At 63.6% G+C, this 23,920-nt stretch carries 19 protein-coding genes; 7 read left to right on the forward strand and 12 right to left on the reverse strand.

The window, feature by feature from the left end; genetic code table 11:
- The first annotated feature begins 32 nt into the window (after window positions 1-32).
- The 6 genes from BGP00_RS19485 to BGP00_RS19510 all read left to right on the forward strand — a co-directional run bounded on the left by BGP00_RS19485 (window position 33) and on the right by BGP00_RS19510 (window position 11,387).
- Window positions 33-704 carry a glutathione S-transferase family protein gene (locus BGP00_RS19485; protein WP_168603306.1) on the forward strand — a complete coding sequence of 224 codons (672 nt, stop codon included), beginning with the start codon at window positions 33-35 and terminating at the stop codon, window positions 702-704.
- A gap of 559 nt (window positions 705-1,263) precedes the next feature.
- Window positions 1,264-4,344, forward strand: coding sequence for a TonB-dependent receptor (locus BGP00_RS19490; RefSeq protein WP_168603307.1), 3,081 nt, complete (start codon window positions 1,264-1,266; stop codon window positions 4,342-4,344).
- Between the two features lie 83 nt (window positions 4,345-4,427).
- Window positions 4,428-6,452, forward strand: coding sequence for a tetratricopeptide repeat-containing sulfotransferase family protein (locus BGP00_RS19495; RefSeq protein WP_292688301.1), 2,025 nt, complete (start codon window positions 4,428-4,430; stop codon window positions 6,450-6,452).
- Entirely contained in the window at window positions 6,449-7,579 is a 1,131-nt protein-coding gene (locus BGP00_RS19500) for an aspartyl/asparaginyl beta-hydroxylase domain-containing protein (RefSeq protein ID WP_292688303.1), read from the forward strand. The genes BGP00_RS19495 and BGP00_RS19500 overlap by 4 nt, the downstream gene beginning before the upstream one ends.
- 14 nt (window positions 7,580-7,593) lie before the next feature.
- On the forward strand, window positions 7,594-9,696 hold the full coding sequence (locus BGP00_RS19505) for a M3 family metallopeptidase (RefSeq protein ID WP_292688305.1): 2,103 nt from the start codon (window positions 7,594-7,596) through the stop codon (window positions 9,694-9,696).
- 32 nt (window positions 9,697-9,728) lie between these two features.
- Window positions 9,729-11,387 carry a M28 family metallopeptidase gene (locus BGP00_RS19510; protein ID WP_292688306.1) on the forward strand — a complete coding sequence of 553 codons (1,659 nt, stop codon included), beginning with the start codon at window positions 9,729-9,731 and terminating at the stop codon, window positions 11,385-11,387.
- Between the two features lie 356 nt (window positions 11,388-11,743).
- Here the strand turns inward: BGP00_RS19510 and rpmB are convergent, their stop codons facing one another.
- On the reverse strand, window positions 11,744-12,034 hold the full coding sequence (gene rpmB, locus BGP00_RS19515) for a 50S ribosomal protein L28 (RefSeq protein ID WP_292688308.1): 291 nt from the start codon (window positions 12,032-12,034) through the stop codon (window positions 11,744-11,746).
- Window positions 12,035-12,160: 126 nt separating this feature from the next.
- On the opposite strand from rpmB, the gene BGP00_RS19520 reads away from it, so the two are divergent.
- On the forward strand, window positions 12,161-12,616 hold the full coding sequence (locus tag BGP00_RS19520; protein ID WP_292688310.1) for a nucleoside deaminase: 456 nt from the start codon (window positions 12,161-12,163) through the stop codon (window positions 12,614-12,616).
- On the opposite strand, the gene BGP00_RS19525 is transcribed toward BGP00_RS19520, so the two are convergent.
- The 11 genes from BGP00_RS19525 to BGP00_RS19575 all read right to left on the reverse strand — a co-directional run bounded on the left by BGP00_RS19525 (window position 12,613) and on the right by BGP00_RS19575 (window position 23,871).
- Window positions 12,613-13,377, reverse strand: coding sequence for a hypothetical protein (locus tag BGP00_RS19525; RefSeq protein WP_292688312.1), 765 nt, complete (start codon window positions 13,375-13,377; stop codon window positions 12,613-12,615). The genes BGP00_RS19520 and BGP00_RS19525 overlap by 4 nt on opposite strands.
- Entirely contained in the window at window positions 13,378-14,253 is an 876-nt protein-coding gene (gene nadC / locus BGP00_RS19530) for a carboxylating nicotinate-nucleotide diphosphorylase (RefSeq protein WP_292688314.1), read from the reverse strand.
- Window positions 14,254-14,523: 270 nt separating this feature from the next.
- Window positions 14,524-15,324, reverse strand: a complete 801-nt coding sequence (locus tag BGP00_RS19535; protein ID WP_168603315.1) for a LytTR family DNA-binding domain-containing protein — start codon at window positions 15,322-15,324, stop codon at window positions 14,524-14,526.
- 62 nt (window positions 15,325-15,386) lie between these two features.
- Window positions 15,387-16,547 (reverse strand): histidine kinase, encoded by a 1,161-nt coding sequence (locus tag BGP00_RS19540; RefSeq protein WP_168603316.1) that lies wholly within the window; start codon window positions 16,545-16,547, stop codon window positions 15,387-15,389.
- 49 nt (window positions 16,548-16,596) lie between these two features.
- Window positions 16,597-17,301, reverse strand: coding sequence for a DsbA family protein (locus BGP00_RS19545; RefSeq protein ID WP_168603317.1), 705 nt, complete (start codon window positions 17,299-17,301; stop codon window positions 16,597-16,599).
- Between the two features lie 141 nt (window positions 17,302-17,442).
- Window positions 17,443-18,822 (reverse strand): M48 family metalloprotease, encoded by a 1,380-nt coding sequence (locus BGP00_RS19550; RefSeq protein WP_292688317.1) that lies wholly within the window; start codon window positions 18,820-18,822, stop codon window positions 17,443-17,445.
- A 47-nt stretch (window positions 18,823-18,869) separates the two neighbouring features.
- A complete protein-coding gene (locus BGP00_RS19555) occupies window positions 18,870-20,144 on the reverse strand; it encodes a hypothetical protein (protein ID WP_292688319.1) in 1,275 nt (424 codons plus the stop codon).
- 95 nt (window positions 20,145-20,239) lie between these two features.
- A complete protein-coding gene (locus tag BGP00_RS19560) occupies window positions 20,240-20,974 on the reverse strand; it encodes a sterol desaturase family protein (RefSeq protein ID WP_292688321.1) in 735 nt (244 codons plus the stop codon).
- Between the two features lie 92 nt (window positions 20,975-21,066).
- Complete coding sequence (gene fabI, locus BGP00_RS19565; RefSeq protein ID WP_168603321.1) at window positions 21,067-21,870, reverse strand: enoyl-ACP reductase FabI; 804 nt, start codon at window positions 21,868-21,870, stop codon at window positions 21,067-21,069.
- Window positions 21,867-22,868 carry a YihY/virulence factor BrkB family protein gene (locus BGP00_RS19570; RefSeq protein ID WP_292688324.1) on the reverse strand — a complete coding sequence of 334 codons (1,002 nt, stop codon included), beginning with the start codon at window positions 22,866-22,868 and terminating at the stop codon, window positions 21,867-21,869. The genes fabI and BGP00_RS19570 overlap by 4 nt, the downstream gene beginning before the upstream one ends.
- Window positions 22,869-22,932: 64 nt before the next feature.
- Window positions 22,933-23,871 carry a DnaJ C-terminal domain-containing protein gene (locus BGP00_RS19575; protein WP_292688326.1) on the reverse strand — a complete coding sequence of 313 codons (939 nt, stop codon included), beginning with the start codon at window positions 23,869-23,871 and terminating at the stop codon, window positions 22,933-22,935.
- Window positions 23,872-23,920: the final 49 nt, after the last annotated feature.

Here is a 23,920-nt window from a genome sequence, read left to right on the forward strand (position 1 = left end):
TGGCCCCACCGCTTGGGGCAAGGGAATGGGTCATGTGGCGCCTTTATCAATTTCCGCTCTGTCCTTTCTCCCGCAAGGTCCGTCTCGTCATGGGCGAGAAGGGGATTGCCTATGAGCTGTGGCGCGAAAACCCGTGGGACATGCGCGACGAGTTCCTGAACCTGAACCCGGCCGGGCGCACGCCTGTGCTTCAGGACCCGGAAAAGGGGCTGGCGCTGGCCGACAGCCGGGCGATCTGCGAATATCTGGAGGAAACCGTCGAGCGCAGCCCGCTGATTATCGGCACGGCGGCGGCGCGGGCGGAAATCCGCCGCCTTGTCGCGATGTTTGACGAGAAATTCTTTGCCGATGTCACCGGACCCTTGTTGCAGGAACGGATGATGAAGCGGCTGGTGCTGCGCCAGTCGCCCGATTCCCGCGTGCTGCGCGAGGCGATGCGACTGGCCCACGATCACCTCTATTACATCGACTATCTGGTCGATACGCGGCCATGGCTGGGCGGGGCGACGCTTTCGTTGGCCGATCTGGCGGCGGCGGCGCAGATTTCGGTCTGCGACTATCTGGGCGGGCTGGACTGGAGCGGGCATGAGCAGGCCCGCACATGGTATTCGGTGTTCAAAAGCCGCCCCAGCTTCCGCCCCCTGCTGGCCGAGCGGATGGAAGTGATCCAGCCGCCCAGCCATTATGCGGACCTTAACGCCTGATCGCGGATCGGCGCGCCTCTTTTCCAGTGGGGCGGGGTGGCGGGAGAGTGCGTTGCCTTTCTGCTGCATTTGGCATTTAATTATCTGATAAAGAATAATTTTCCTTGCCCTTTTCGGGCGAGGGAGCTGGCGCTCGGCCTTCATTGGCGCGGCGCTGAAACATTCACTTTTCAGGCCCACGCGTGACGGCCCGTTTTGCAGCTATATTTCGCGATTTGGACTCTAAGCATGCAAAAATGGTTATAAATCACGAATTGAATGTTATATTATTTCAATAGTTTATAACTATCGCATCCATGACCTGCTGCTTCGTTGCAACAAATGTGACTGAATTGCAACATTCGCGCAATATTTTACTAACAGCCATGTCAGCTCCTTTACCAAGGCCCGCCTCGGCGGCAAGACATCGGCATTGCTCTGTCACCGTGCGGAGGCGCGCCAAACAAACTTCCGGGGCATCAGGAAGTCTGCCCAGAACCGCTTGCCGACCGAACGGAGCTTTGTCCGGGCCAACCCTTGGCGGCTGGTCTCGCGCCTCGCGCGCAACAAAGGGGTGAACATGAAAACGAACCTTGCAAACGCACTGAGGCATGGCGCCGCGCCGCTGGTGATGAGCATCGCCATGCTCGCCGGTCCCGCCTATGCCCAACAGGCCTCCATCGTCGATGGTCCGCCGCCCGCCCCGGCCGCACCGGTCGACACTTCGGCCACGATCGTGGTGACGGGTACGCGCATCGTCAACCCGAACCTGAAGTCGGCCGCTCCGATCACCACGGTCTCGGCGATGGATCTCAAGGTGGCGGGCACGACCCGCACCGAAGACATCCTCAACCAGCTCCCGCAGGTGTTTGCCGCGCAATCCTCGACGCTGGCCAATGGCGCGAGCGGCACGGCCGAAGTCGACCTTCGCGGTCTTGGTCCCAAGCGCACACTGGTGCTGATCAACGGCCGCCGCCTGATGGCGGGCGATCCCAGCCCGACCAGCAGCTCGGCTGCCGACCTTAACTTCATCCCGGCCTCGCTGATCAAGCGCGTCGACGTGCTGACCGGCGGCGCATCGGCCACCTATGGCGCGGACGCTGTGGCGGGCGTGGTCAACTTTGTCATGGACAAGGACCTCAACGGCCTGCGCATCGATCTCAACGACGGCCTGTATCAGCACAATAATGGCTCGACCATGGTGCAGGGCCTGCTGAACGCGCGCACGGCGGCGGGCATTTCGGGCTATGACTATCCCACGGGCAACACCTGGGGCGGCAACAGCGTGGATGCCACGATTTCCTACGGCACCAAGTTTGCCGATGGCGCCGGCCATGTGATGGCCTATTTCGGCTATCGCCGCGCCAATGCGCTGCTCCAGTCCTCGCGCGATTTCTCCAAGTGCACGATCCAGAACCGCACGAACAACCGTTCGGGTCTTCAGTGCGGCGGCTCGGCCACCTCGGCCAATGGCAACGCCTTCTACTTCACGCCCGGCAGCGGTTCGTCCTCGACCGTGGGCACGCTGGGCAACGGCACGTTCACGCCGGGCGCGCTGACCCGCTACAACTTTGCACCGCTCAACTACTTCCAGCGCCCCGATCAGCGTTACACCGCCGGTCTGTTCGCCGATTATGAAATCAATTCGGCTTTGAAGCCCTATCTTGAATTCATGTTCATGGACGATCACACGGTGGCCCAGATCGCTCCCTCGGGCGACTTTGGCAACACGCAGACGATCAACTGCGACAACCCGCTGATGAGCGCGCAGCAGAGGTCGAACATTTGCACCCCCGCCAACATGGTCATGGGCTATCTGGGCAACTATCCGGTTGTTCCGGCCATCTACGCCACGTTCAACCCGACCACCCAGTCGCAGGTGACGCCGGCGGCCAACGCCAATACGGCCTATTTCCAGCTGCTGCGCCGCAACGTCGAAGGCGGGGCCCGCATCAGCGATCTCCAGCACACTTCGTTCCGCACGGTGATCGGCTCTAAGGGCGATCTGGGCCATGGCTGGGCCTATGATGCCTATTTCCAGTATGGGCGCACCAACTACAACCAGATCTATTCGAACGAATTTTCGGCTCAGCGTCTGGGTTATGCGCTCGATGTCGTGACCGGCCCGGCCGGTACGCCGGTGTGCCGCATTTCGCTCACCTATCCCAGCTCGGGCTGCGTTCCCTATAACATCTGGTCGGGTACACCGTCGGCCGCTGCGCTCTCTTACCTGAGCGCCACGGGTTTCCAGAACGGCTATACCAGCCAGACCGTGATCTCGGGCACGATCACGGGTGACCTTGGCACCTATGGCCTGAAATCGCCGTTGGCCAGCGATGGCGTGAACATCGCGCTGGGTATCGAACGCCGCACCGAAAAGCTGGCGCTCAACACCGACACCTCGTTCCAGACCGGCGATCTCACGGGTCAGGGCGCACCCACCCTGCCGATCAACGGCGGCTATCACGTCACCGAATTCCTTGGCGAAATCGCGGTGCCGGTGATTGACCGGATGCTGACCTTCAATGGCGGTTTCCGTTATTCGGATTACGCGATCAACAACGGCAAGGGTTACAAGACCGGCACCTACAAGCTGGAACTGGACTTTACCCCGATCGAGGACATCCGCATCCGCGCCAGCCTCAACCGGGCCGTTCGTGCGCCCAACATTCAGGAACTGTTCCGCGCCAACTATGTCGGCCTCGATGGTTCGTCGGACCCCTGCTCGGGCAAGACGATCACGGCCGCCGACACGGGCTGTCTGGCGCAGGGCCTGCGCGTGGGCCAGTATGTGACGCCGAATCCGGCGGCTCAGTACAACGGTTATCTGGGCGGCAATGCCAATCTGCGGCCGGAAAAGGCCACCACCAAGACTGTCGGCGTGGTGCTTACCCCGCATATGGTTCCGGGTCTGTCGCTGAGCGTCGACTATTTCGACATCAAGATCAATCAGGCCATTCAGGCCTATGGCGCCGACGCGATCCTGGGTGCGTGCAACTCGGGCAGCGCGCTGGCCTGCGGTCTGGTCAAGCGCAATGCGGCCGGTTCGCTGTGGCTGTCCTCGGACGGCTATGTCATCGATCTTGATAACAACGTGGGCTGGGTCAAGACCGCCGGCTTTGAAGTCAACGCCAGCTATTCCAAGAACATTGGGGCCTGGGGCAAGATCAGCGGCAGCCTGACCGGCACCGCGCTGAGCGAGAAGTCGACCTACAACGGCCTGTCGCCTGCCTATGACTGCGCTGGTTATTATGGCCCCACCTGTGGCGTTCCGGCGCCCAACTGGCGCCACAAGGCCCGCATCACCTGGTCGACCCCCAAGAACATCGATGTGTCGCTGACCTGGCGCTATGTCGGTTCGGTCAACGTGGAATACATGAACCCCTCGGCCACGCTGTCGAATTCGACCTACAGCCTGTATAACAACAAGCTGCCCGCGATGAATTACATCGACCTGTTCCTGACCGGCAAGGTCACCAAGAACCTGTCGGTTCGCGCGGGCGTCAACAACCTGTTCGACAAGGATCCGCCGCTGGTTTCCTCGGGCGGGACGGGCGTGGCCAGCGCTTGCGCCTCGGTCTATTGCAATGGCAATACCTATCCGGGCGTGTATGACTCGCTGGGTCGCTATCTGTTCGTTGGCGCGACGGTCAATTTCTGATCCTCTGGCGCTAACGTGATCGGCAGCGGCGGCTTCTCCTTCGGGAGAGGCCGCCGTTTGCTTATGATAGAAGGGGAATTTTCGTGAGCCTTGATGCCGGCGGGATGACACAGGCCGACGAGCAGGAGACGATCCGTCAGATTGTCGGCCTTGCGCGGGCCGGGCGAATGGACGATGCCTCGGTTGCCGTGCGCCGCGCCGCCGCGCGCGGGGCGGGCGGGCCGGTGTTTGCCGCGCTGGCCGGGGCGGTGGAGTTTCATCGCGGGCAATTTGCCGATGCCATCCCCCATCTGCGCTTTGCCCACAGCGCCCAGCCTGCCGACAATACGGTGCGCGCCAATCTGGCCGAGGCGCTCTATCGCACCGGGGCTGGGGATGCGGCGCTGGCGCTGTGCGAAGAGGATGCGGCGCGGGCGGACCGGTCTTTGCGCCTTGCGCGGATCGGCGGCCATCTGGCGCAGGAGGCCGAGGATTTCGCCCGCGCCGCGGCGCTTTACCGCATCGCCCTGGCGGGCGATCCACAGGATTGGTCGGGGTGGAACAATCTGGGCAATGCGCTTTGCGCGCTGGGCGATTGGGATGGGGCGATCGCGGCGCTGCGCCGCGCGGTTGAACTGGTGCCTGATTCCGCGCCGGTGCGGCTCAACCTTGGCAAGACCCTGATCGATGCGGGGAGGAGCGAGGAAGGCGAGGCCTTGCTGCGCGCGCTGGTCCGCGAATTTCCGCAGGAGGCCGCGCCCCATTACGCGATGTTTGATGTGCTGCGCGGGGCGGGGGATGCCGATGGGGCGCATCGCTCGATTGCCGCCGCCGCCCGTCTGGCCCCCGATGATGCCCAGATTCAGGCCGATTTTGGCCAGCATGCCGCGATGATGGGCCTGTTCGACGAGGTGGAGGCCCCCTTGCGCAAGGCTTTGGCGATCGACCCTTCGATTGCGCAGGCATGGGTCGGATTGGCCAGCCTGCTGGAGCGGGTGAACCGCGAGGAGGAGATCGAGCCTTTGCGCGCGGAGGCTGCGGCCCATGTCGATCCCGCCTCGCTCTCCTTCATCGACGCGCTGCGCCACAAGCGCGCCCATCGCTATGACGAGGCGCTGGCCGCGCTGGAGGCGGCGGGCGAGGAAACGGTGACGGCGGCGCAGCGGTATCACCTGCGCGGGGTGCTGCTCGACCGGCTGGGGCGCTATGACGAGGCCTTTGCCGCCTTTGCCGCGATGAATGCCGAATTTGCCGCTGATCCCACCGATCCGCGCGGGCGCGGGGCGCGCTATCGCGCGGAGATTGACGAGGGCGCGGCCTTGCTGACCCCGGCTTGGCGGGCGGGATGGAGTGCATTTGCGCCCACGTCCACACGCCCCGCGCCGATCTTCCTGCTGGGCTTTCCCCGCTCGGGCACGACCCTGCTCGACACGATGCTGATGGCCGAGCCGCGCGTGCGCGTGCTGGAGGAGGCGCCGATCATTGCCGAGATCGAGGCGCAACTGGGGGGGATCGCCGCCCTGCCGGGTTTGAGCGCGGCGCAGATCGAGGAGGCCCGCGCGCTCTATTTCGCCCGCGCCGGTGAACTGGCCGATCTGGGCCCTGACAGCATCGTGCTGGACAAGCATCCGATGCATCTGCGCCATGCGCCCACCATCGCCCGCCTGTTTCCCGAAAGCCGGTTCATTCTGGCCCTGCGCCACCCTTGCGATGTGGTGCTCTCCTGCTGGTTGACGAATTTCCGGCTGAACAATGCGATGGCCAGTTTCCTCGATCTGGACGATGCCGCCGCGCTTTATGAAGCCGCCTTTAGCCAGTGGGAAAAGGCGCGCGCGCTGCTGGATCTGCCCGTGGGCGAGGTGGTCTATGAACGCCTTGTCGAGGACAAGGATCGCGAATTGCGGCCCTTGTTCGACTGGCTGGGGCTGGCATGGCCCGAGGGCGGGGTGGACCACCGCGAGGCGGCGCGCGCGCGCGGCACGGTCATCACCGCCAGCTATGCGCAGGTGACCGAGCCGATCTATAAGCGCGCCGCCGGGCGATGGCGGCGGTATGAGGCGCATCTGGCCCCGGTGGCGGCGCGCCTGTCGGGCTGGATCGAACGTTTTGGCTATGGCGATCAGGCATGAGCGCAGTCGAGGCCATGGTTCGCGCGGGCGATCTGGCCGGGGCGGCGGAGCAACTGGAACGGGAACTGGCGGAAGGCGAGCCGGACCTGACGCGCTATCTGCAATTGGCGGGCCTGCGCCGCGCCTTGCGCCAGCCTCACCGGGCCCTGCGCGCGGTGGAGGCGGGGCTGGCGCTGGCGCCGCTTGATTTTATGGCATTGTGTATGCGCGCCGGATTGCTGGAGAGCATCGGCGATCCGGCCGTGGGCCGCGCATGGGACGAGGCGCTGGCGCAGAGGCCGGAGGGGGATCTGCCGGCCCCGCTGCTGGCCGCGATGGCCCATGGCGAGGGGTTGCGCGATCAGTGGCGGGCCGAGCGCGCCGCGCAGATGGCGCAGGCCACACAGGCCAGCGAGGCCGTCGGGGGCGATCAGGCATGGCGCATCGCCCGTTTTCGCAGCAACACCCTGCGCCACACCCGCCCCTATTATTCCGAGCCGACCCATTTCTTCTTTCCGGGTCTGAGCATGCGCGAATATCACCCGGCCGAGCGTTTTCCATGGCTGGCTGACCTTGCCGCCGCGACCGGGGCGATCCGCGACGAGATGCTGGCCGTGATGCGTTCGGACCGCGCCGAACTGGCCCCCTATATCCAATATGCCGAGCATCAGGCGCTGCGCCAGTGGCAGCCCTTGAACCACAATCCCGACTGGACCGCGATCCACCTGATCCGCCGGGGCGAGGTGGTGGCGGCGAATGCCGCGCAATGTCCGGTCACGATGGAACTGCTCTCGCGCATGCCCCAGCCCGATATTCCGGGCGCTTCGGCCAATGCGCTGTTTTCCTTGCTGGCGCCCCATACGGCGATCCCGCCCCATGTCGGGGTCAATAATGCGCGCCTGCTTTGCCATGTGCCGCTGGTGGTGCCCGATGGCTGCTGGTTCCGGGTGGGGGCCGAAACGCGGATGTGGCGCGAGGGCGAGCCTTTCGTGTTTGACGACACGATCGAACATGAGGCGCTGAACCCCAGCGACCACCTGCGCGTGGTGATGATTTTCGACATCTGGCACCCGGATCTGACGCCGGGGGAACGCGACGCCGTGCGCGCCATCGTGGCGCAGGAAACCGCGGCCGGTAATTTGGGCTAACAAGGAGCAGTTTGATGAAGCATCGTTTGATGGTCATGGCGGCGTCGCTGGCGATGATTCCCGCCGCATCGGGGGCGCAGACGGTGTTTGACGCGCCTTCGCCTTTGCCGTTCCATGCGCCCGATTTTTCGCGCATCAAGGACGGTGATTTCCAGCCCGCCATCGAGCGCGGCATCGCCCTGCGCCGGGCCGAGATCGACAGGATTGCCGCCAATCCCGCCGCCCCCACCTTTGCCAACACGATCGAGGCGATGGAGCGTTCGGGCCAGATGCTCGACCGGGTTTTGCAGGTGTTTTCCGCGCTGACCGGGGCCAACACCAATGACACGCTGGACGAGGTGGACCGCATCACCTCGCCCAAGCTGGCGGCGCTCAATGACGAGGTGGCGCTCAATGCGAAACTCTTCGCCCGCGTCAAGGTGCTGCATGAGAAGGCAGCGAGTCTCAAGCTCTCGCCGGTCCAGCGCCGCCTGCTCGACCGCACCTATGAGGGTTTCACCCATAGCGGCGCGCTGTTGGACGAGGCGGGCAAGACGCGGCTGAAAGCGATCAACCAGCGGCTTGCCACACTCTCGACCGAGTTTTCACAGAAATTGACCGCAGGCACGCGCGAGGCCGCGCTGGTGGTGACCAGCAAGGCGGTGCTGGCGGGTCTGTCCGAGGGCGAGATCGCGGCGGCGGCCAAGGCGGCCGAGGGCAAAAAGCTGCCCGCCGGTTCCTATGCGCTGCCCTTGCAGAACACGACGCAGCAGCCGCAACTGGAAAGCCTGAGCGATCCGGCCACGCGCAAGGCGTTGTTCGAGGCGAGCTGGACCCGCAGCGAGCGCGGCGATGCCCATGACACGCGCGCGATGATTGCCGAAATGGCCCAGCTGCGCGCCGAAAAGGCCAAGCTGCTGGGGTATAAGAATTTTTCCGACTATCAGCTCTATGATCAGATGGCCAGGAACGGCGCCAATGCCCGCGCCTTCATGGCCAAGCTGGCCCCCTCGCTCAAGGCCGCGCAGGAGCGGCAGGTCAAGGAACTGGCCGAGCTGATCGCCAAGGACGGCGGCGACACCAGTGTCAAACCCTGGGACTGGCAGAAATATGCCGGGCAGAGCCTGAAGGCCAAGCTCTCCTTCGATCCTTCCTCGGCCAAGCCCTATTTCGAGATCAACAAGGTGATGGAGGAGGGCGTTTTCTACGCCGCCAACCAGCTTTACGGGATCAGCTTCAAACGCCGCACCGATCTGCCCGTCTATCAGGAGGATGTGCGCACCTACACCGTCTATGACAAGGGCGGCAAGGAACTGGGCCTGTTCTATTGGGACCCGTGGAAGCGGGACAACAAGCAGGGCGGCGCATGGATGAGCAATTTCGTCGGCCAGTCTGGGATGATGGGCACCAAGCCGGTCATCTATAATGTCGAGAATTTCGCCAAACCGGGCGCGGGCGAACCGCTGCTGGTCAGTTTCGACGATGTGATCACCATGTTCCATGAGTTTGGCCACGCGCTGCACGGCCTGTTCTCAGACCAGTATTACCCCAGTATGTCGGGCGCCAACACGGCCCGCGATTTCGTCGAATTCCCCAGCCAGTTCAATGAGAACTGGGCCACCGACCCCAAGGTTCTGGCCCATTATGCGCGCCATTATCAGACCGGCGCGCCGATGCCCCCGGCCATGGTGGAAAAGCTGAAAGATCTGCGCCGCATCGATCAGGGCTATGATCTGGGCGAGGTGGTGGCTGCGGCCATGCTCGATATGGACTGGCACGCGCTGCCTGCCGATGCGCCGCGTCAGGATGTCGATGCCTTCGAGGCCAAGGCGCTGGCCGCCACGGGGCTGGACACCGCCCATGTTCCGCCGCGCTATCGCTCCAGCTATTTCCGCCACATCTGGGCCAATGACTATGCCAGCGCCTATTACGCCTATCTGTGGACCCAGATGCTGGATCATGACGCCTATGACTGGTTCGTCCACCATGGCGGGCTGACTCGCGCCAATGGCGAGCGTTTCCGCGCTCTGGTGCTCTCACGCGGGTCGTCGCTGGATTATGCGGCCATGTACAAAGGCTTCACCGGGCGCGATCCTTCGGTGACGCCGATGCTGCGCGCCAAGGGCCTGATCGACTGAACTCATCCCTCCCCCATCAGAAGGTTCGAGACATGAAATATTCGCCCTTGCTGGCCGCTCTCCTGCTGGGTGCCGCTGCGTCCGCGCTGGCCGCCGCCCCTGCTGCCAAGGTTCCCGTGGTCAAGGTGCCGCCGATTGACGTGGCGCTGATGAAGGACACGGTCAAAACGCTCTCGGCCGACGATATGGAGGGGCGCGGCCCCTCCACCGCCGTTGAACCCAAGGTGCTGGACGCGATCATTGCCCGCTTCAAGGCGGCGGGGCTGAAGCCCGGCGGCGAAAAGGGCGGCTGGCTGCAAACCGTGCCCACCGTCGAAATGACCGTGGCGCAGAGCAGCCCGCTGACCATCGGCGGCATCGGCTTTGTGCGGGGCAGCGATTTTGTCGCCACCAGTTTCCGCCATGTGCCCCATACCGAGATCAAGGACAGCGATCTGGTCTTTGTCGGCTATGGCATCAACGCGCCCGAATTGGGGTGGAACGATTATGCCGGGGTGGACATGCACGGCAAGGTGGCCGTCATCCTCATCAACGACCCCGATTATGCCGCCAAGGACGAGGCGGGCCTCTTCAAGGGCCGCCGCATGACCTATTACGGGCGCTGGACCTATAAATACGAAGAGGCGGCCCGGCAGGGCGCGCGCGCGGCGTTGATCGTGCATGATACCTATCCGGCCGCCTATGGCTGGAATGTGGTGCAGTCGAGCTGGTCGGGTTCGGAATATTATGTAGCGCGGCCCGACAATGCGATGGACCAGACCGAGGCCAATGGCTGGATCCAGATGGGCGTGGCGAAGAAGGTCTTTGCTGCGGCGGGCAAGGATTTTGCCGCCCTGTCCGAAGCGGCCAAGCAAAAGGGCTTCAAGGCCGTTCCGCTGGGGCTCAAGGCCAGCCTCTCGTTTGACAGCACGCTGCGCCGGTCCGAATCGCACAATGTCGTGGGCATCCAGAAGGGCCGCGTGAAGCCCGATGAGGTGGTGCTTTATTCGGCGCATTGGGATCACCTGGGGCATTGCGAAAAGGACGCCAAGGGCGACGGCATCTGCAACGGCGCGGTCGACAATGCCACCGGGGTGGGCGCGCTGGTGGCGCTGGCTAAGGCCAATGTGAAGGCAGGCCCGGCGCGGCGCAGTCAGGTCTTCGTGGCGCTCACGCTGGAGGAATCGGGCCTGCTGGGCAGCGAATTCTATGGCCAGAACCCGCTCTATCCGCTGGCCAAAACCGTGGGCGGGGTGAACATGGACGCGCTGGCGCCCATCGGGCGCGCGCGCAATTACGCGATGACGGGCGGCGACAAATCCGACCTCACCGGCATTTTCCGCGCCGTGCTCAAGCAGGAAGGGTTGTATGAAAGCCCCGAGGACCATTCCGAACGCGGCCACTACTACCGCTCGGACCACTTCAGCCTCGCCAAGCGCGGCGTGCCGATGTTCGATATCTCGCGCGGGCAGGACCTGTTCGTGGGCGGCGCCAAGGCTGGTGCTACCGCCACCGAGGACTATGTCGAGCACCGCTATCACCAGCCTTCGGACGAATATTCGGACACGTGGGACTGGTCGGGCATCACGCAGGACGTGAAGGTCTTTTACAAGCTGGGGCGGATTCTGGCCGATGGGACGGTGTGGCCCAATTGGCATAAAACCGACGAGTTTCGCGGGGTGCGGGATGCAAGTTTGAAGGCGGGGAAGTAGGGGGTTTAAGCGGCCTCCGGCGGGCAAAGGGACTCGGTCCCTTTGCAATCCCGGTAATGGGGGTGTGGCCAGATCGCCGCGCCGTGCTGGATTGTTAAAGCCTGCGGCGCGGACAGTGATGCCTTTACCGCGCGGCAGGCTTTATTCCTGAAACGCTGCGTCTGATACCTGACGCCGAACCCTTGGCGCGACAAAGACAGTCATGGGAGCGCGAGGGACCAACCGATTTGTCTCGACAAATCGGCCATCTGGAAAACCACCCCTCGCTTCTTCAACCTTCCTTCAAATTCCAGACACGAAAAAGCCCGGCGGAGAATCCCCCACCGGGCTTTTTTCACATCAACCCAACGGGCCGATTAAGCGGCGATAGCGGCCTTCTTGGCCAGCTCGCGCTTCACCTTGACGGCGCGCGGGCTTAGCTTGTCGTCGGAGCTCTTGAGCAGCCAGTTGTCGAGGCCGCCCACGTGTTCCACCGAGCGGAGGCCGTGGGTCGAGACGCGGAACTTGAAGCTGCGGTCAAGACCTTCCGACAGAAGCGTAACGTTCTGCAGGTTGGGCAGGAACACGCGCTTGGTCTTGTTGTTGGCGTGGCTGACGTTGTGGCCGACCTGGCGGCCTTTGCCAGTCAGTTCGCAAATACGGGACATGGGTGCTACTCGCTTAAGAAAGAATCCGATGACCCGCATAAAAGGCGGGTGAGGGGGCGCGCATAACGATTCGTGTGGAAAAGGTCAAGTTGCCTTGGACCTTTCGCTGCGCTAGCCCTTGTCTTTATGACGCGATGGCCACTTCCCGCCCCGATGCGCCGGGCTTTTGACGAGGCGCGGGCGGCGGCCGGTGCCGGAGAAGTGCCGATTGGCGCGGTCATCGTCAAGGATGGCGTGATTATTTCATCCGCGCATAATCTGCCGCGCACGTATTGCGACCCCACCGCCCATGCCGAGGTGCTGGCGATTCGCGAGGCGGCGCGGGTGCTGGGCAATGAGCGACTCGATGGCTGCGATCTTTGGGTCTCTCTGGAGCCTTGCGCGATGTGTGCGGGCGCGATCGTCCATGCGCGCATCGCCCGCCTCTATTATGCCGCCGCCGACCCCAAGGGGGGCGCTGTGGCCCATGGCGGACGGATCTTTGACCAGCCCACCTGTCTGCACCGCCCCGAGGTCTATTCCGGCATGGGCGAGGATGAGGCGGCGCAGATGCTGCGGGATTTCTTTACGGCCCGCCGTTAAGCGGGTTTGCGCAGGGTCGGGATGATGAACAGCTCGCTGCTCGACGGCGCGGGGCAGGCCTTGGGCACAAAGCTGCCCTTTTCGATACCCTTGGGTTCAAAGCACAGATGGACCTGCTTCAGCCACACTTTGCCCGAGCCGTCGGCGGCGGGCATGGTCTGGACCTGAATGGCCTTTTCATTGTCCTTGAACATCGGATTGGCGTCCACAAAGGCATGGACCACCGCGTCCGACACCATCCGCCCGTCCTTGGCCAGCTTGTAGAGGTCGGGCTTTTTCAGCTTGGCATAAAGCCGCGCCACGCTTTGCCAATAGGCGCCGCCGCTGGTCCAGGGACCACAGGCGCCGTGCTTTTTCCACTCATGCATTTGCGTTGCGGCCGAGGGCATGATGCAAAGATGCTTCTGCAATTGCGGCAAAGTGGGCGCGGGGGCCTTGGTCGCGCACCATTGCGGCCAGTTGGTCCCATCCGTTTCGCCCCAGAGACCATGGACGACGAGGCCGAAGGGCGGCTTGTCCTGACCGCATTGCAGCTTGTCGCCCGGATCCTTCAGCGGCCCCTTGAGGCCCGCGCAATAGGACGGGGTCCAGCTCATCACGAAGCTGTAGACATTGATCGGGTGTTTCGCGAGTGGCTTGACCGGCTCGGCGGCGGGGCGCGAGATTTTGGGCAAGGCGTCCACCTGCGCGGCCACGCATTGCTGCGCCATGGCCTGTGCAGGGATCAGCGAAAGGGCAAGCGTGGTGAGGATCAGACGCATTCACACCTCCTCAAAATCAAGGCCGATGTCCGCCGCAGGCGCGCTCTGCGTCAGGCGGCCCACCGAGACGTAATCCACGCCCGAGGCGGCAATCGCCCCGATCGTGTCGAGCCGCACCCCGCCGCTGGCCTCGCAGGGCGCGCGGCCCGAAACCTGCTCCACCGCGCGCGCCAGCATCTCGGGCCCCATATTGTCGAGCAGCAGATGCGTTGCGCCTGCCTCCAGCGCCGGTTCGATCTGGTCGAGGTGGTCGACCTCGCAGATGATGTTGGCGATGCCTGCGGCCTTGGCGCGGGCGACCGCAGGGCCGACGCCGCCCGCGATGGCGACATGGTTGTCCTTGATCATTGCCGCGTCCCACAGGCCCATGCGGTGGTTGGTAGCCCCGCCCATGCGCGTCGCGTATTTTTCCAGCACGCGCAGGCCCGGAATCGTCTTGCGCGTGTCGAGCAGGGTCGCGCCCGCATTCCCCATCGCGTCGACATAGTCCCGCGTCATCGTGGCGATGCCTGACAAATGCTGCACCGTGTTCAGAGCGCTGCGCTCGGCCGTCAGCAGCGCGCGGCCCATGCCGGTGATGCGCATCAGATGGGTGCCCGGCGCTACGCGGTCGCCGTCCTGCACCAGCAGTTCGATTTCGGCATCGGGGTCGAGATGGCGGAAAAACGCCGCCGCAATCGGCAGGCCCGCCACCGTGATTGCATCGCGGCTGTCCATCACGCCGATAAAGCGCGCGGCAGCCGGAATCACGCTCTCGCTGGTCACATCATGCCCACCGCCGGGCCAGCCTTCGCCAAGATCCTCGGCGAGGGTGGAGTGGATGAAGGCGGCCAGATCAAAGCCGGTCAGTGCGAAGCCTTGGTGCGTGAAGGTCATAAAGGGGCTATAGAAGATGGATGATGCGAGGGTCTAGACCCTCGCGCTCCCTTTACTGTCTTTGTTGCGCGATAGGGGCAGCGTTGGGTATCGGACGCGTCGTTTCAGGATAAAGCCTGCGGCACGGCAAAGGCATCGCTATCCGCGCCGCAGGCCTTAAACAGCAACCCCAAGCACTCCTTGGCCAACCAAGCGCCACCCCATTACCGGGATTGCAAAGGGACCGAGTCCCTTTGCCCGCCGGAGGCAAAACCCCTTAAAACCCATCAATCAATGCACAAACCGCGCCACCACATCCCGGTAAGAGCGCGAAACCTTCACATCGGCCCCGGATTCCAGCACGAGGAAACACTCGCCATTGGTATGGGGCTTCACCTGCCGCACCAGATTGAGGTTCACGATCCACGAGCGATGCACCCGCTGGAACACGCGCGGGTCGAGGCGGCGTTCCAGATCCTTCATCGTTTCGCGCAGGATCATCGAATTGTCGGCGGTATAGATCACCATATAATCGCCCGCGGCCTCGATGCGCTCGATCGTGTCCACATCGACGCGGAAGATCTGGCCGCGATCCTTGATGTTGAGCAGCTTTTCATAGCGGTCTGCGCCGGTATCGACGGGTTCATCCTCCATGGCGTCCATCGCATCGGGCGCCACTTCGGCCAGCACGTTTTTCAGCTTCTCGGCCTCTTCGGATGCCCGCTTGTCGGCCAGACGCTGGCGCACCCGGTCGAGCGTATCGGCCAGGCGATCCTCGTCCACCGGCTTCATCAGATAGTTCACCGCATTGGCCTCGAACGCGCGCACGGCATGTTCCTGATAGGCGGTGACGAAAACGAAGAGCGGCGGTTCGATTTCCATCACACCCTTGACCACGGCAAAGCCGTCGAAGCCGGGCATCTGGATGTCAAGGAAAACGAGGTCGGGCTTTTCGGTCTTGATCTTGCGGATCGCCTCACGGCCATTGTTGCAGGTGTCGATGATTTCCACATCGGGAAATTTCTGAAGCCGCAGTTGCAGGCCTTGGATGGCCAGCTTTTCGTCATCGACGAGAATAGTGCGGATGGTCATGCAATGGGATCCTGCCTGTTGCCGCATTTTGCGGATCTGGAGTCGTTGTAACTCCTTTTCCTTCACACCGCCAAGGCTGAACGTGGGGTGACCGATGCGGGCGCACTCGACGACTGGCGCTTTTCGAACGGTATTTCGATGGTGACGGCAAATCCGCCCTCGGGCGGCTCGTACATGTCGAAACGGTGATTGGGGCCATAGGCCTGCATCAGACGGTCGCGGATATTGGCAAGGCCCACCCCGGTCGAGACCTGTTCGCGCCCGTCATAGGTGATGCCGCTGGACCGGTTTTCGGCATTTTGCGCGGTCATGCCCGGCCCGGTGTCGGACACGGTAATACGCAGATTTTGCCCCAGCAGGCCCGCCGCAATGGTGATTTCCGCGCCCGATTCCTGCGGGCTGACGGCATATTTGATCGCGTTTTCGACCAAAGGCTGCAGCAGCAGCGAGGGCAGCAGCCCTTCCTTGCAGGCCTCGTCAATGCGGAAGGTGGTGCGCAGCCTTTCCTCAAACCGCATCCGCTCGATATCGAGATAGAGTTTGAGCGTTTCCACCTCCTGCGCCACGGTCACGCGCCCGGTCGGCGGGTTGATCAGCGTATAGCGCAGGAAAGAAGACAGGCGCGTCAGCATCGCATTGGCCTGATCGGTCTGTTTAAGCAGGACCAGTGTGCTGATGGAATTCAAGGTGTTGAACAGGAAATGCGGGTTGAGCTGATAGCGCAGCATGGCCAGTTGCGCGCTGGTCGCCTGATTCTCCAGCCGGAGGAGCTGATCATTCTGCTCCTCGATCCGCAGGAAAAAGTTGATCGCGTAATAGAGCGCCGACCAGGCGCCCAGCAGCGTGGCGTCGAGATAAAACACGCCGATGAACAATTGCGCGAAACTGGCGATGCTGTCGGGCCGATAGAGCGCGATCACCCAGCCATCCATGAAGGCATAGAGCGACACCGCAAAAGGCAGCACCACCATCGTCACGCCCCATGTCAGCAAGGGGCGCTGGCCGATCAACTGATGATAGACCACCGCCAGCAGGAGCGAGATCGAAAAGCCCGTGATCGTGGCGATCAGCACCAGCACCAGAAAGCTGGCCGGCTGGTTGTTGGCCAGGCTGGACATGGCGCGCAGCAGCATCGCGCCCGACCATCCCAGCATCTGCAATCGCCAGAACGCCTTGTTCTTGTTGGCAAAAAAGGGTGAGGGGCGAAAGGGAAGCACGGCCATGATGCGCTTTTATCGCAGAAGCCGTGCGCCGGGGGAAGAGGCTAAGGCATCAACCCTTGATGGCGGCGGCCAAGGCGTCATAGCCTACCGCCCCGCCAAGGATCTTGCCGCCCGCGATCCAGCTTGGCGTGCCGCCAAGGCCAAGATGGCGGGCAAGGGCCAGATTGGCCTCGATTTCGGCCTGCGTGGCCGGATCGGCCACCACTTTTTGCGCGGCGGCCATGTCCAGCGCGGCGCTCTGCGCGGCGGCCGCGATGGTTTGGGCATTGGGGCGTCCGGCGGCAAACATCGCCTTGTGGAAGGCGGCAAATTTGCCCTGTTTGGCCGCGGCCAGCGCCATCTTGGCGGCATCCACGCTTTCAGGCGTGAGGATCGGCAATTGGCGGATCACCACCTGCGCCTGCGGATCGGCGGCGACCAGCTTGGCCACGTCCTCCTCGCTGGCCCGGCAATAGCCGCAGGCGTAATCCATGAATTCGACCAGCACATGGCTGCCCTGCGGATTGCCGATCACCGCGCCGGGAAAGGGCTTCAATGCCTGCGGGGCCACCTGTGCCAGCTGCTTTTCCGCCTCGCCCGATTTCAGCTTTTCGGCCGCCTCGCTCAGGATTTCGGGGCGTTCGAGCAGAGCCTCGCGCACCGCCTTGACCTGTCCGGCATGGCCAAAGGGCAGCATCGGGGCAAGAGTTGCGCCCACCAGACCGCCCGCCAGTCCGAACAGCGAGGCAAGAACAATGGTGCGAAACTGAGACATGGAATTTCCTTTATGCTGTTTAGGCAAATCGCCTCCGCGATTTGCCTGCGGCACCGACCCTCTCCCCCGGCCCTGCCACCCAACAGGATACCTTACAGGGATGACAGGGCCGGGGGAGAGGGCTGGTGCCGCTCTGCTCTATTAGCGTTTTTTCGATTTTGCGAGATAGCTCTTGGCCTCCAGCGCAATATCCTCGGCGCGGATGGCGTCGGGCGATCCGGCGGCAAGGCCGTTCTTGGCCGCCTCGGCATTGACCATCGCCCCGCCCCAATTGCCCGAAAGCGAGGCCTGCTCGGCGCTGGCCAGACGGGCGCGGGGCAGATCGCCGCTCTTGGCATAGGTGATGCCCAGAACATACCAGGCAAAGGGATTTTCCCGGTCGCGCGCGACGGCGGCCTTGAGCACCTTTTGCGCCTCGTCCAGATGGTCGCGTGAATTGACCAGATCATCCTGCGCGATCAGCGCATGGCCAAAAGTGGTGGCGATCAGCGGCTGATTGCCGGTAAGAGCCGTGGCCTGCCGCAAGGGGCCCAGCGCCTCGGCAGGCTTGCCCGCCTCCAGCAGGATCTGCCCCTTCAGCTCAAGGAAATAGGGATCGCGCGGGGCCAGAGCCAGCAGCTTGTCCGCCTCGGTCGTCGCCTTATCCAGAAAGCCTTCCTTGTGATAGGCATAGGCTCTGGCATAAAGCGCGGGCACATTGTTCATGTACTCGGGAAAGGCCTGAAACGTGCTGGGCGGTTCGGCCAGATAACCGTAAAGCTTGGCCTTCACCCTTTGAAAGCGTTCCTCCAGCGCCGGATCGCTGGGCGCGTTCCACGCGGGGTCTTTCTTATAGACGTCTTCCAGATAGGCGATGCGTTCATCGGTCAGCGGGTGGGTCGAATAGAAGCTCGCCTCGTCGCTATGGGTCATGCCATAGCGGTTTTCCATCACCAGCAGCTTGTGAAAAAACTCCAGCGAGCCGCGCCCGGACATGCCCGCCTTGGACAGGAACGATGCGCCCGCCGCATCCGCCGCCTCTTCCTCGCCGCGCGTATAGGCCAGGAATTTGCCCATCGCGGCCTGCTGTCCGGCCATGAACACGCCCATCGCCGCCGCGCCGCCGCCCGCCGCAGCCGCCGCCGCGCCCAGCAAAAGCGAGAGGATCGAGATATTGCCTGCCATCTTGGCCCCGCGATCATCAATCGCATGGCCGCCAACCACGTGGCCCAGCTCATGCGCGATCACGCCCTGAACCTCCAGCGCGGAGGATGCCTCATTGATCAGGCCCGAGTGGATATAGACCGCCTGACCCCCGGCCACGAAGGCGTTGATCGAGGAATCATTGACCAGCACGATATCGACATTCTTGGGGTCCAGCCCCGCCGCGCGCACCAGAGGCGAGGCCATATCGCGAAACAGCGCCTCGGTTTCCGCATCGCGCAGCACCGATTGCGCCGCCGCAGGCGTGGTGGCCAGCAGGCACACGGCAAGCGTGGCCACGGAGCGAAAGGCAGAGGCGAGCGCGGAACGGACTGACATGCTGGGGCCAGACCTAACACGTTTCGGACTGAACCGCGCCTGAAGAATTATTCCGGCGTCAGCAGCCTTGTCGCCCGCGTCATCAGCGCCGGATCATCGCCCAGATCGCCCAGCAGCGCGATGGTGCCGTCCGCCATGCGCCGGACCAGCACGACCGCATATTCCGGCCCCTTGGCGCCCAGCGTGCTCAGAGGGCGCGGGGTCAGGCGGTCGAGCGGATTGCCGTCTTCGGCTTCACCGGCGCTTTCATCGCGGCGCAACCGGCGCTCCTGCGCCACCACGCCCTTGAGGCCCCCGCTGGCCTGCGCCAGATGATCGGCCATCGCGCCCTGCGGCAGGCCAAGGCGCAGCCCATGCGAGAGCGCGGTGGCATATTCGGTCAGCCGCGTCTTGTCATGATCGGCGCCGAACACCAGTTTGACAATGGGTACCAGCGGCGCGCGCGGCTGGCCGACAAGGCCTGCCTGCACCATCAGTTCGTGGAGTTCGCTCGGCTTGTCGCGCGCCATCAGCGCGAAATCATAGGCCCGGCCGATCGCGTCATAGAGCGCCTGACGCGGGCGGTCCTGCGTGATGGAGGCCGCATGGGCGCTGTCGCGCGCGTCGCGCAGCCAGTCGGCCAGATCGCGCGCGGGGGCGGCGTTTATCCCCGCTTGCGGCCCATCGGCCCACGCGGCCCATTGCGCCACGGTCTGTTCGGGGCTGGGCCGGGGGGCATGGACCTGTTCGTCCTCGTGGAAAGAGGCGCCCAATTCGCGCGCCAACTGCTCGCTCAGCGAGGCATCGGCCGCTTCCTTCCAATTGACCACGCCCAGCACATAGCGGATCGACCCGCCCATTTCCTCGGCAAAGGGCAAGAGCATCCCGCGATAGGCGATCATCGCCCCGCGCGCGTTCAGGAATTCCTCCTCAAAGCCGATCGGGGCCTGATTGGCGATGATCTGCATATATTGCCCGGTCAGGCGCGCCAGCATCGAATGGTCGGGCACCTGCTCCAGACGCGTGATGTCGCGCGCCACGCCGCATTCCTGCGCCAGCATCTCGCCCACAAAGCGGATGCGCGGATCGTCAGTGCTGTGGGCAAAATCGATCAGCACCGCCTGCGTGGCAATATCGCCGATCTGATCCAGTTTGAGGTCCGCGATCAGCGGCATGGTCTTGGCGCCCAGCAATTGGGTCCAATGGTCATAGGCGCGGATCTGCAACCGGCGCTCGCCCTCGGCCACCACCACAGGGGGCAGGTCGAGGAAATCGTCCTCTTCCTCGTCACTGACCGGATTGATTCCGGCGTTGCGTTCAAAAAAGCTGCGCGCGCCGTCCATCCTGTCGCTCCCGCCGATCATTACCAATGTTTAACGGGGGCATATTCGCGCAACAGGGTAAAGGTTTGGTTAAGTTGCGCCATTCGGTCCGGGTGCTATGGGCGCAAAAATTCTCCCAGCCCCTTGTCCGTCCCGCAAACCCGGTCCCAAAAGCGGAAATAGAGGCCGAAATTGGCCCGATAGATGTCGTGGTGGCGCTGATGATGGGTGGCGGTGATGATCCACCGGCCGAGTCGCCCGTGAACGAGGCGGTGGGGGAATATCTCCCAGCCCATATGGTTGGTCACGCCCATCACCGTCATGATGGTTAATACCACGCCCAATGCCCCCACGTGAATCGGCACAAGAAACACCAGCAGCGGGACGACAAAGGCCTGCGTCAGCGCCTCGGTGGGATGAAAGGCCATGGCGGCCCATGCGGTGGGTGGGCGGCTGGCATGGTGGACGGCGTGAAAGATGCGGAACACGCGCGGGACATGCATCCAGCGGTGGCTCCAATAGAACCATGTGTCGTGGATCGCCAAATAGATCAGAATCGAGAGCGGCCAGTACCACAAAGGCATGGCGTGAATGTCTTCATAGATCCGCGTCCAGCCATGGGCGCGCCATCCCCATGCGACGATCCCGGCCGGAATGCCAAAGATCGCGCAGGAGAACAGCGACCAGGCGATCTCGGAGCGGATCTGGCGGGAAAGGGGGGCATAGAGGCCGGGCTGGCGCACCCGCGTCGCCCATGCGAAACCGCCGCTGGACAGCAGATAGCGCAGCGAGACAATGATCGTCATCGCCAATGCCGAAATCAGGGCGGAGAGCAGGGTTGGGTCGGACATGGTCGGTTGGGACATGGGCTGGCTTATGCCGCGTTTGCCCGCCGGGGGGAATGGGGCGCAAGGGGCAATGCCCGCCCGCGCCCCCAAATGCATCAGCTCAGCGCAATATCGGGCGCGTCTTCCTGCTTCATGCCCACGACATTGTAACCGGCGTCCACATGGTGGATCTCGCCCGTCACGCCGCCCGCCAGATCGGAGAGCAGATAGAGCCCCGCACCGCCCACGTCCTCAATCGTGACATTGCGGCGCAGCGGCGAATTCAGCTCGTTCCACTTCAGGATATAGCGGAAATCGCCGATCCCGCTGGCGGCCAGCGTCTTGATGGGGCCTGCCGAAATGGCGTTGACGCGGATGCCCGCCGGGCCGCAGTCATTGGCCAGATACTTGACGCTGGTTTCCAGCGCCGCCTTGGCCACGCCCATCACGTTGTAATGGGGCACGACCTTTTCCGCGCCATAATAGCTCAGCGTCAGGATCGAGCCGCCGTTCGGCATCATTTCCTGCGCGCGCTTGGTCACGGCCACCAGGCTGTAGGCCGAGATGTTCATCGTCATCAGGAAATTGTCGAGCGTGGTGTCGTAATACCGGCCGCGCAGCTGGGTCTTGTCCGAATAACCGATGGCATGGACGATGAAGTCGATGGTTTCCCAGCGGGTCTTGAGCGCGTCAAAGGCCGCGTCCAGCGCGTCCATGTCCGACACGTCGCAATCGATCAGGAAATCGCTGCCCAGACTTTCGGCCAGCGGGCCGACGCGCTTTTTCAGCGCCTCGCCCTGATAGGAAAAGGCCAGCTCCGCGCCATGTTCGTGCAATTTCTGGGCAATGCCCCATGCCAGCGACTTATCGTTTGCCAGCCCCATGATCAGGCCACGCTTGCCCTGCATCAGTCCGGTCATTCGTAATCATCCCTCATGTTTTCGGAGGCGCGGTTATCCGCCTGTCCTAACCAGTCGCGCTCTTCGGGCGTCACCGCCAGAGCCGCATTCAATTCCGCGCCTGTAACCAGTCCTAGCCCGACAAGCCAGAAAAAGAACAAGGCAATCATGGCGCCGGCAAGGCTGCCGTAGGTCAGATCATACAAAAAAAGCCAGCGCAGCAGCCATGGCAGCACCAGGGAGACCAGCGCCCACCACAGCGTGACCAGCAGCGCGCCGGGCCATTTGGGATAGGCAGGGCCGCGATAAGTGCTTGGCGTCAATATGAAAAACAGCAGGTAGAGCGAACCCAGCAGCACCACCATCGGCACCAGCCGCGACAGGCTGAGATTGGCCACCATCGCCTGTTCGCGAATCGTGCGGATCGGAATCAACTGCAAGGTCGTGCTGATCGCCACCTGCATATAAAGCGAGATCAGCAGCAGCACGACCGCCACCATCACCAGCCCCGTGCCGATCAGCCGCCGCCGCCAGAAGCTCTTGTGACGCACCGGCGTGCCATAGGCGCGGCGCAGAATGTCGCGCACCGTCTCGATCAGGCTGGAAACCGTCCACACGCCCGCCGCCATGCCCGCCCACAGCAGCCAGCCATGGCGCATCACCACCACATCGCGCGCCACAGGTTCGAGCACAGACGCCACCACGCGGGGCGTGACGCGCAAAAAGGCATGGACCAGATCGGCCCGCTCGCTCGCCTCGCCCACCAGCGAAAACAGGCCGCCCGCCACGATGAAAAAGGGAAAGATCGAAAGCACCGCCATATAGGCCAGATTGCCCGCATGGATGAAACCGTCGCGCCAGACGCCTGTTGCCACGCGCTGGACCACGGTAAAGCCGCGATGGCCCAGTTGCGCGCGCAGCCGGTCGGCCAGATCGCCATTGAGGCGCGCAGCCCGCCGCCGCCGCGCCTCGGGCGTCAGATCGTGAATTTTGGCGTTGAGGACAAACCCGCCGGGCAAGGAGGGAGAGGCCTTTGCCTCTCCCTCCGGTTTGCCCGCGTTCGGCCCCGAATCCGGCAAAGCCTTATCCGAATTTCGCGCGCAGATCGCGCGTATCGCGCCAGCCTTCGAGCCTTTGCGCCAGATCCGCGTCGCCTTCGGGCAGCGCGATTTCCAGCGTCACGAACTGATCACCGCGCGTGCCGTCCTTGCGGGTAAAGCCACGGCCCTTGATGCGCAAAGTCTTGCCGCTCGAACTGCCCGGCGCCACGGTCAGCATCACCGCGCCATCGGCGGTGGGCACCTTGACCTTGCCGCCGAACACCGCCTCGTCCAGCGTGACGGGGATGTCGATGCGGATATCGTCGCCGTCGCGGCGGAAATAGGGGTGGGGCTGGATGGCGATGGTGATCATCGCGTCGCCCGGGCCGCCGGGCCCCGGCTCACCCTTGCCCGCCAGACGGATCTGCATCCCGTCCTCAACGCCCTTGGGCAGCTTGACATCAATTGTCTTGCCATCGGCCAGCGTGATGCGCTGGCTGGCGCAGAGCGCGGCATCGGGCAGCGACACGGCAAGGCGATAGGCGCGGTTGGCGCCCTTGGGCGGGGCCTGGCGGCCAAAACCGCCGCCGCCGCCGCCGCCCCCGAATCCGCCGCCGCCAAAGCCGCCGCTGCGCCCGCCAAAGATGCCTTCGAAAATATCGCCGAAATCCATGCCTTCGGGTCCGGCCCCGCCGCCAAAGCCGCGCTGGCCTCCGCCGAAGCCGCCGCCCCCGAAACCGCCGGCGAATCCGGCCGGATTGCCCTCGCCGTCAATTTCGCCCCGGTCGAACTGGGCGCGCTTGTCCTTGTCGGTCAACAGGTCATAGGCGCGCGTCACCTCGCTGAAGCGCTCGGCGGCCTTGGGGTTGTCCTTGTTGTGGTCGGGGTGCAATTCCTTGGCCAGCTTGCGATAGGCGGACTTGATGTCCTTCTCGCTTGCGCCGCGCGATACACCCAGAATTGCATAAGGATCTTGTGCCATGTCCGCCTAGCTAGGATGGCAAGGCCCGCCCTGCAAGGTATCAGATCAA

This window comes from Novosphingobium sp. 63-713 (assembly GCF_001898925.1).
Classification (GTDB): Bacteria; Pseudomonadota; Alphaproteobacteria; order Sphingomonadales; family Sphingomonadaceae; genus Novosphingobium.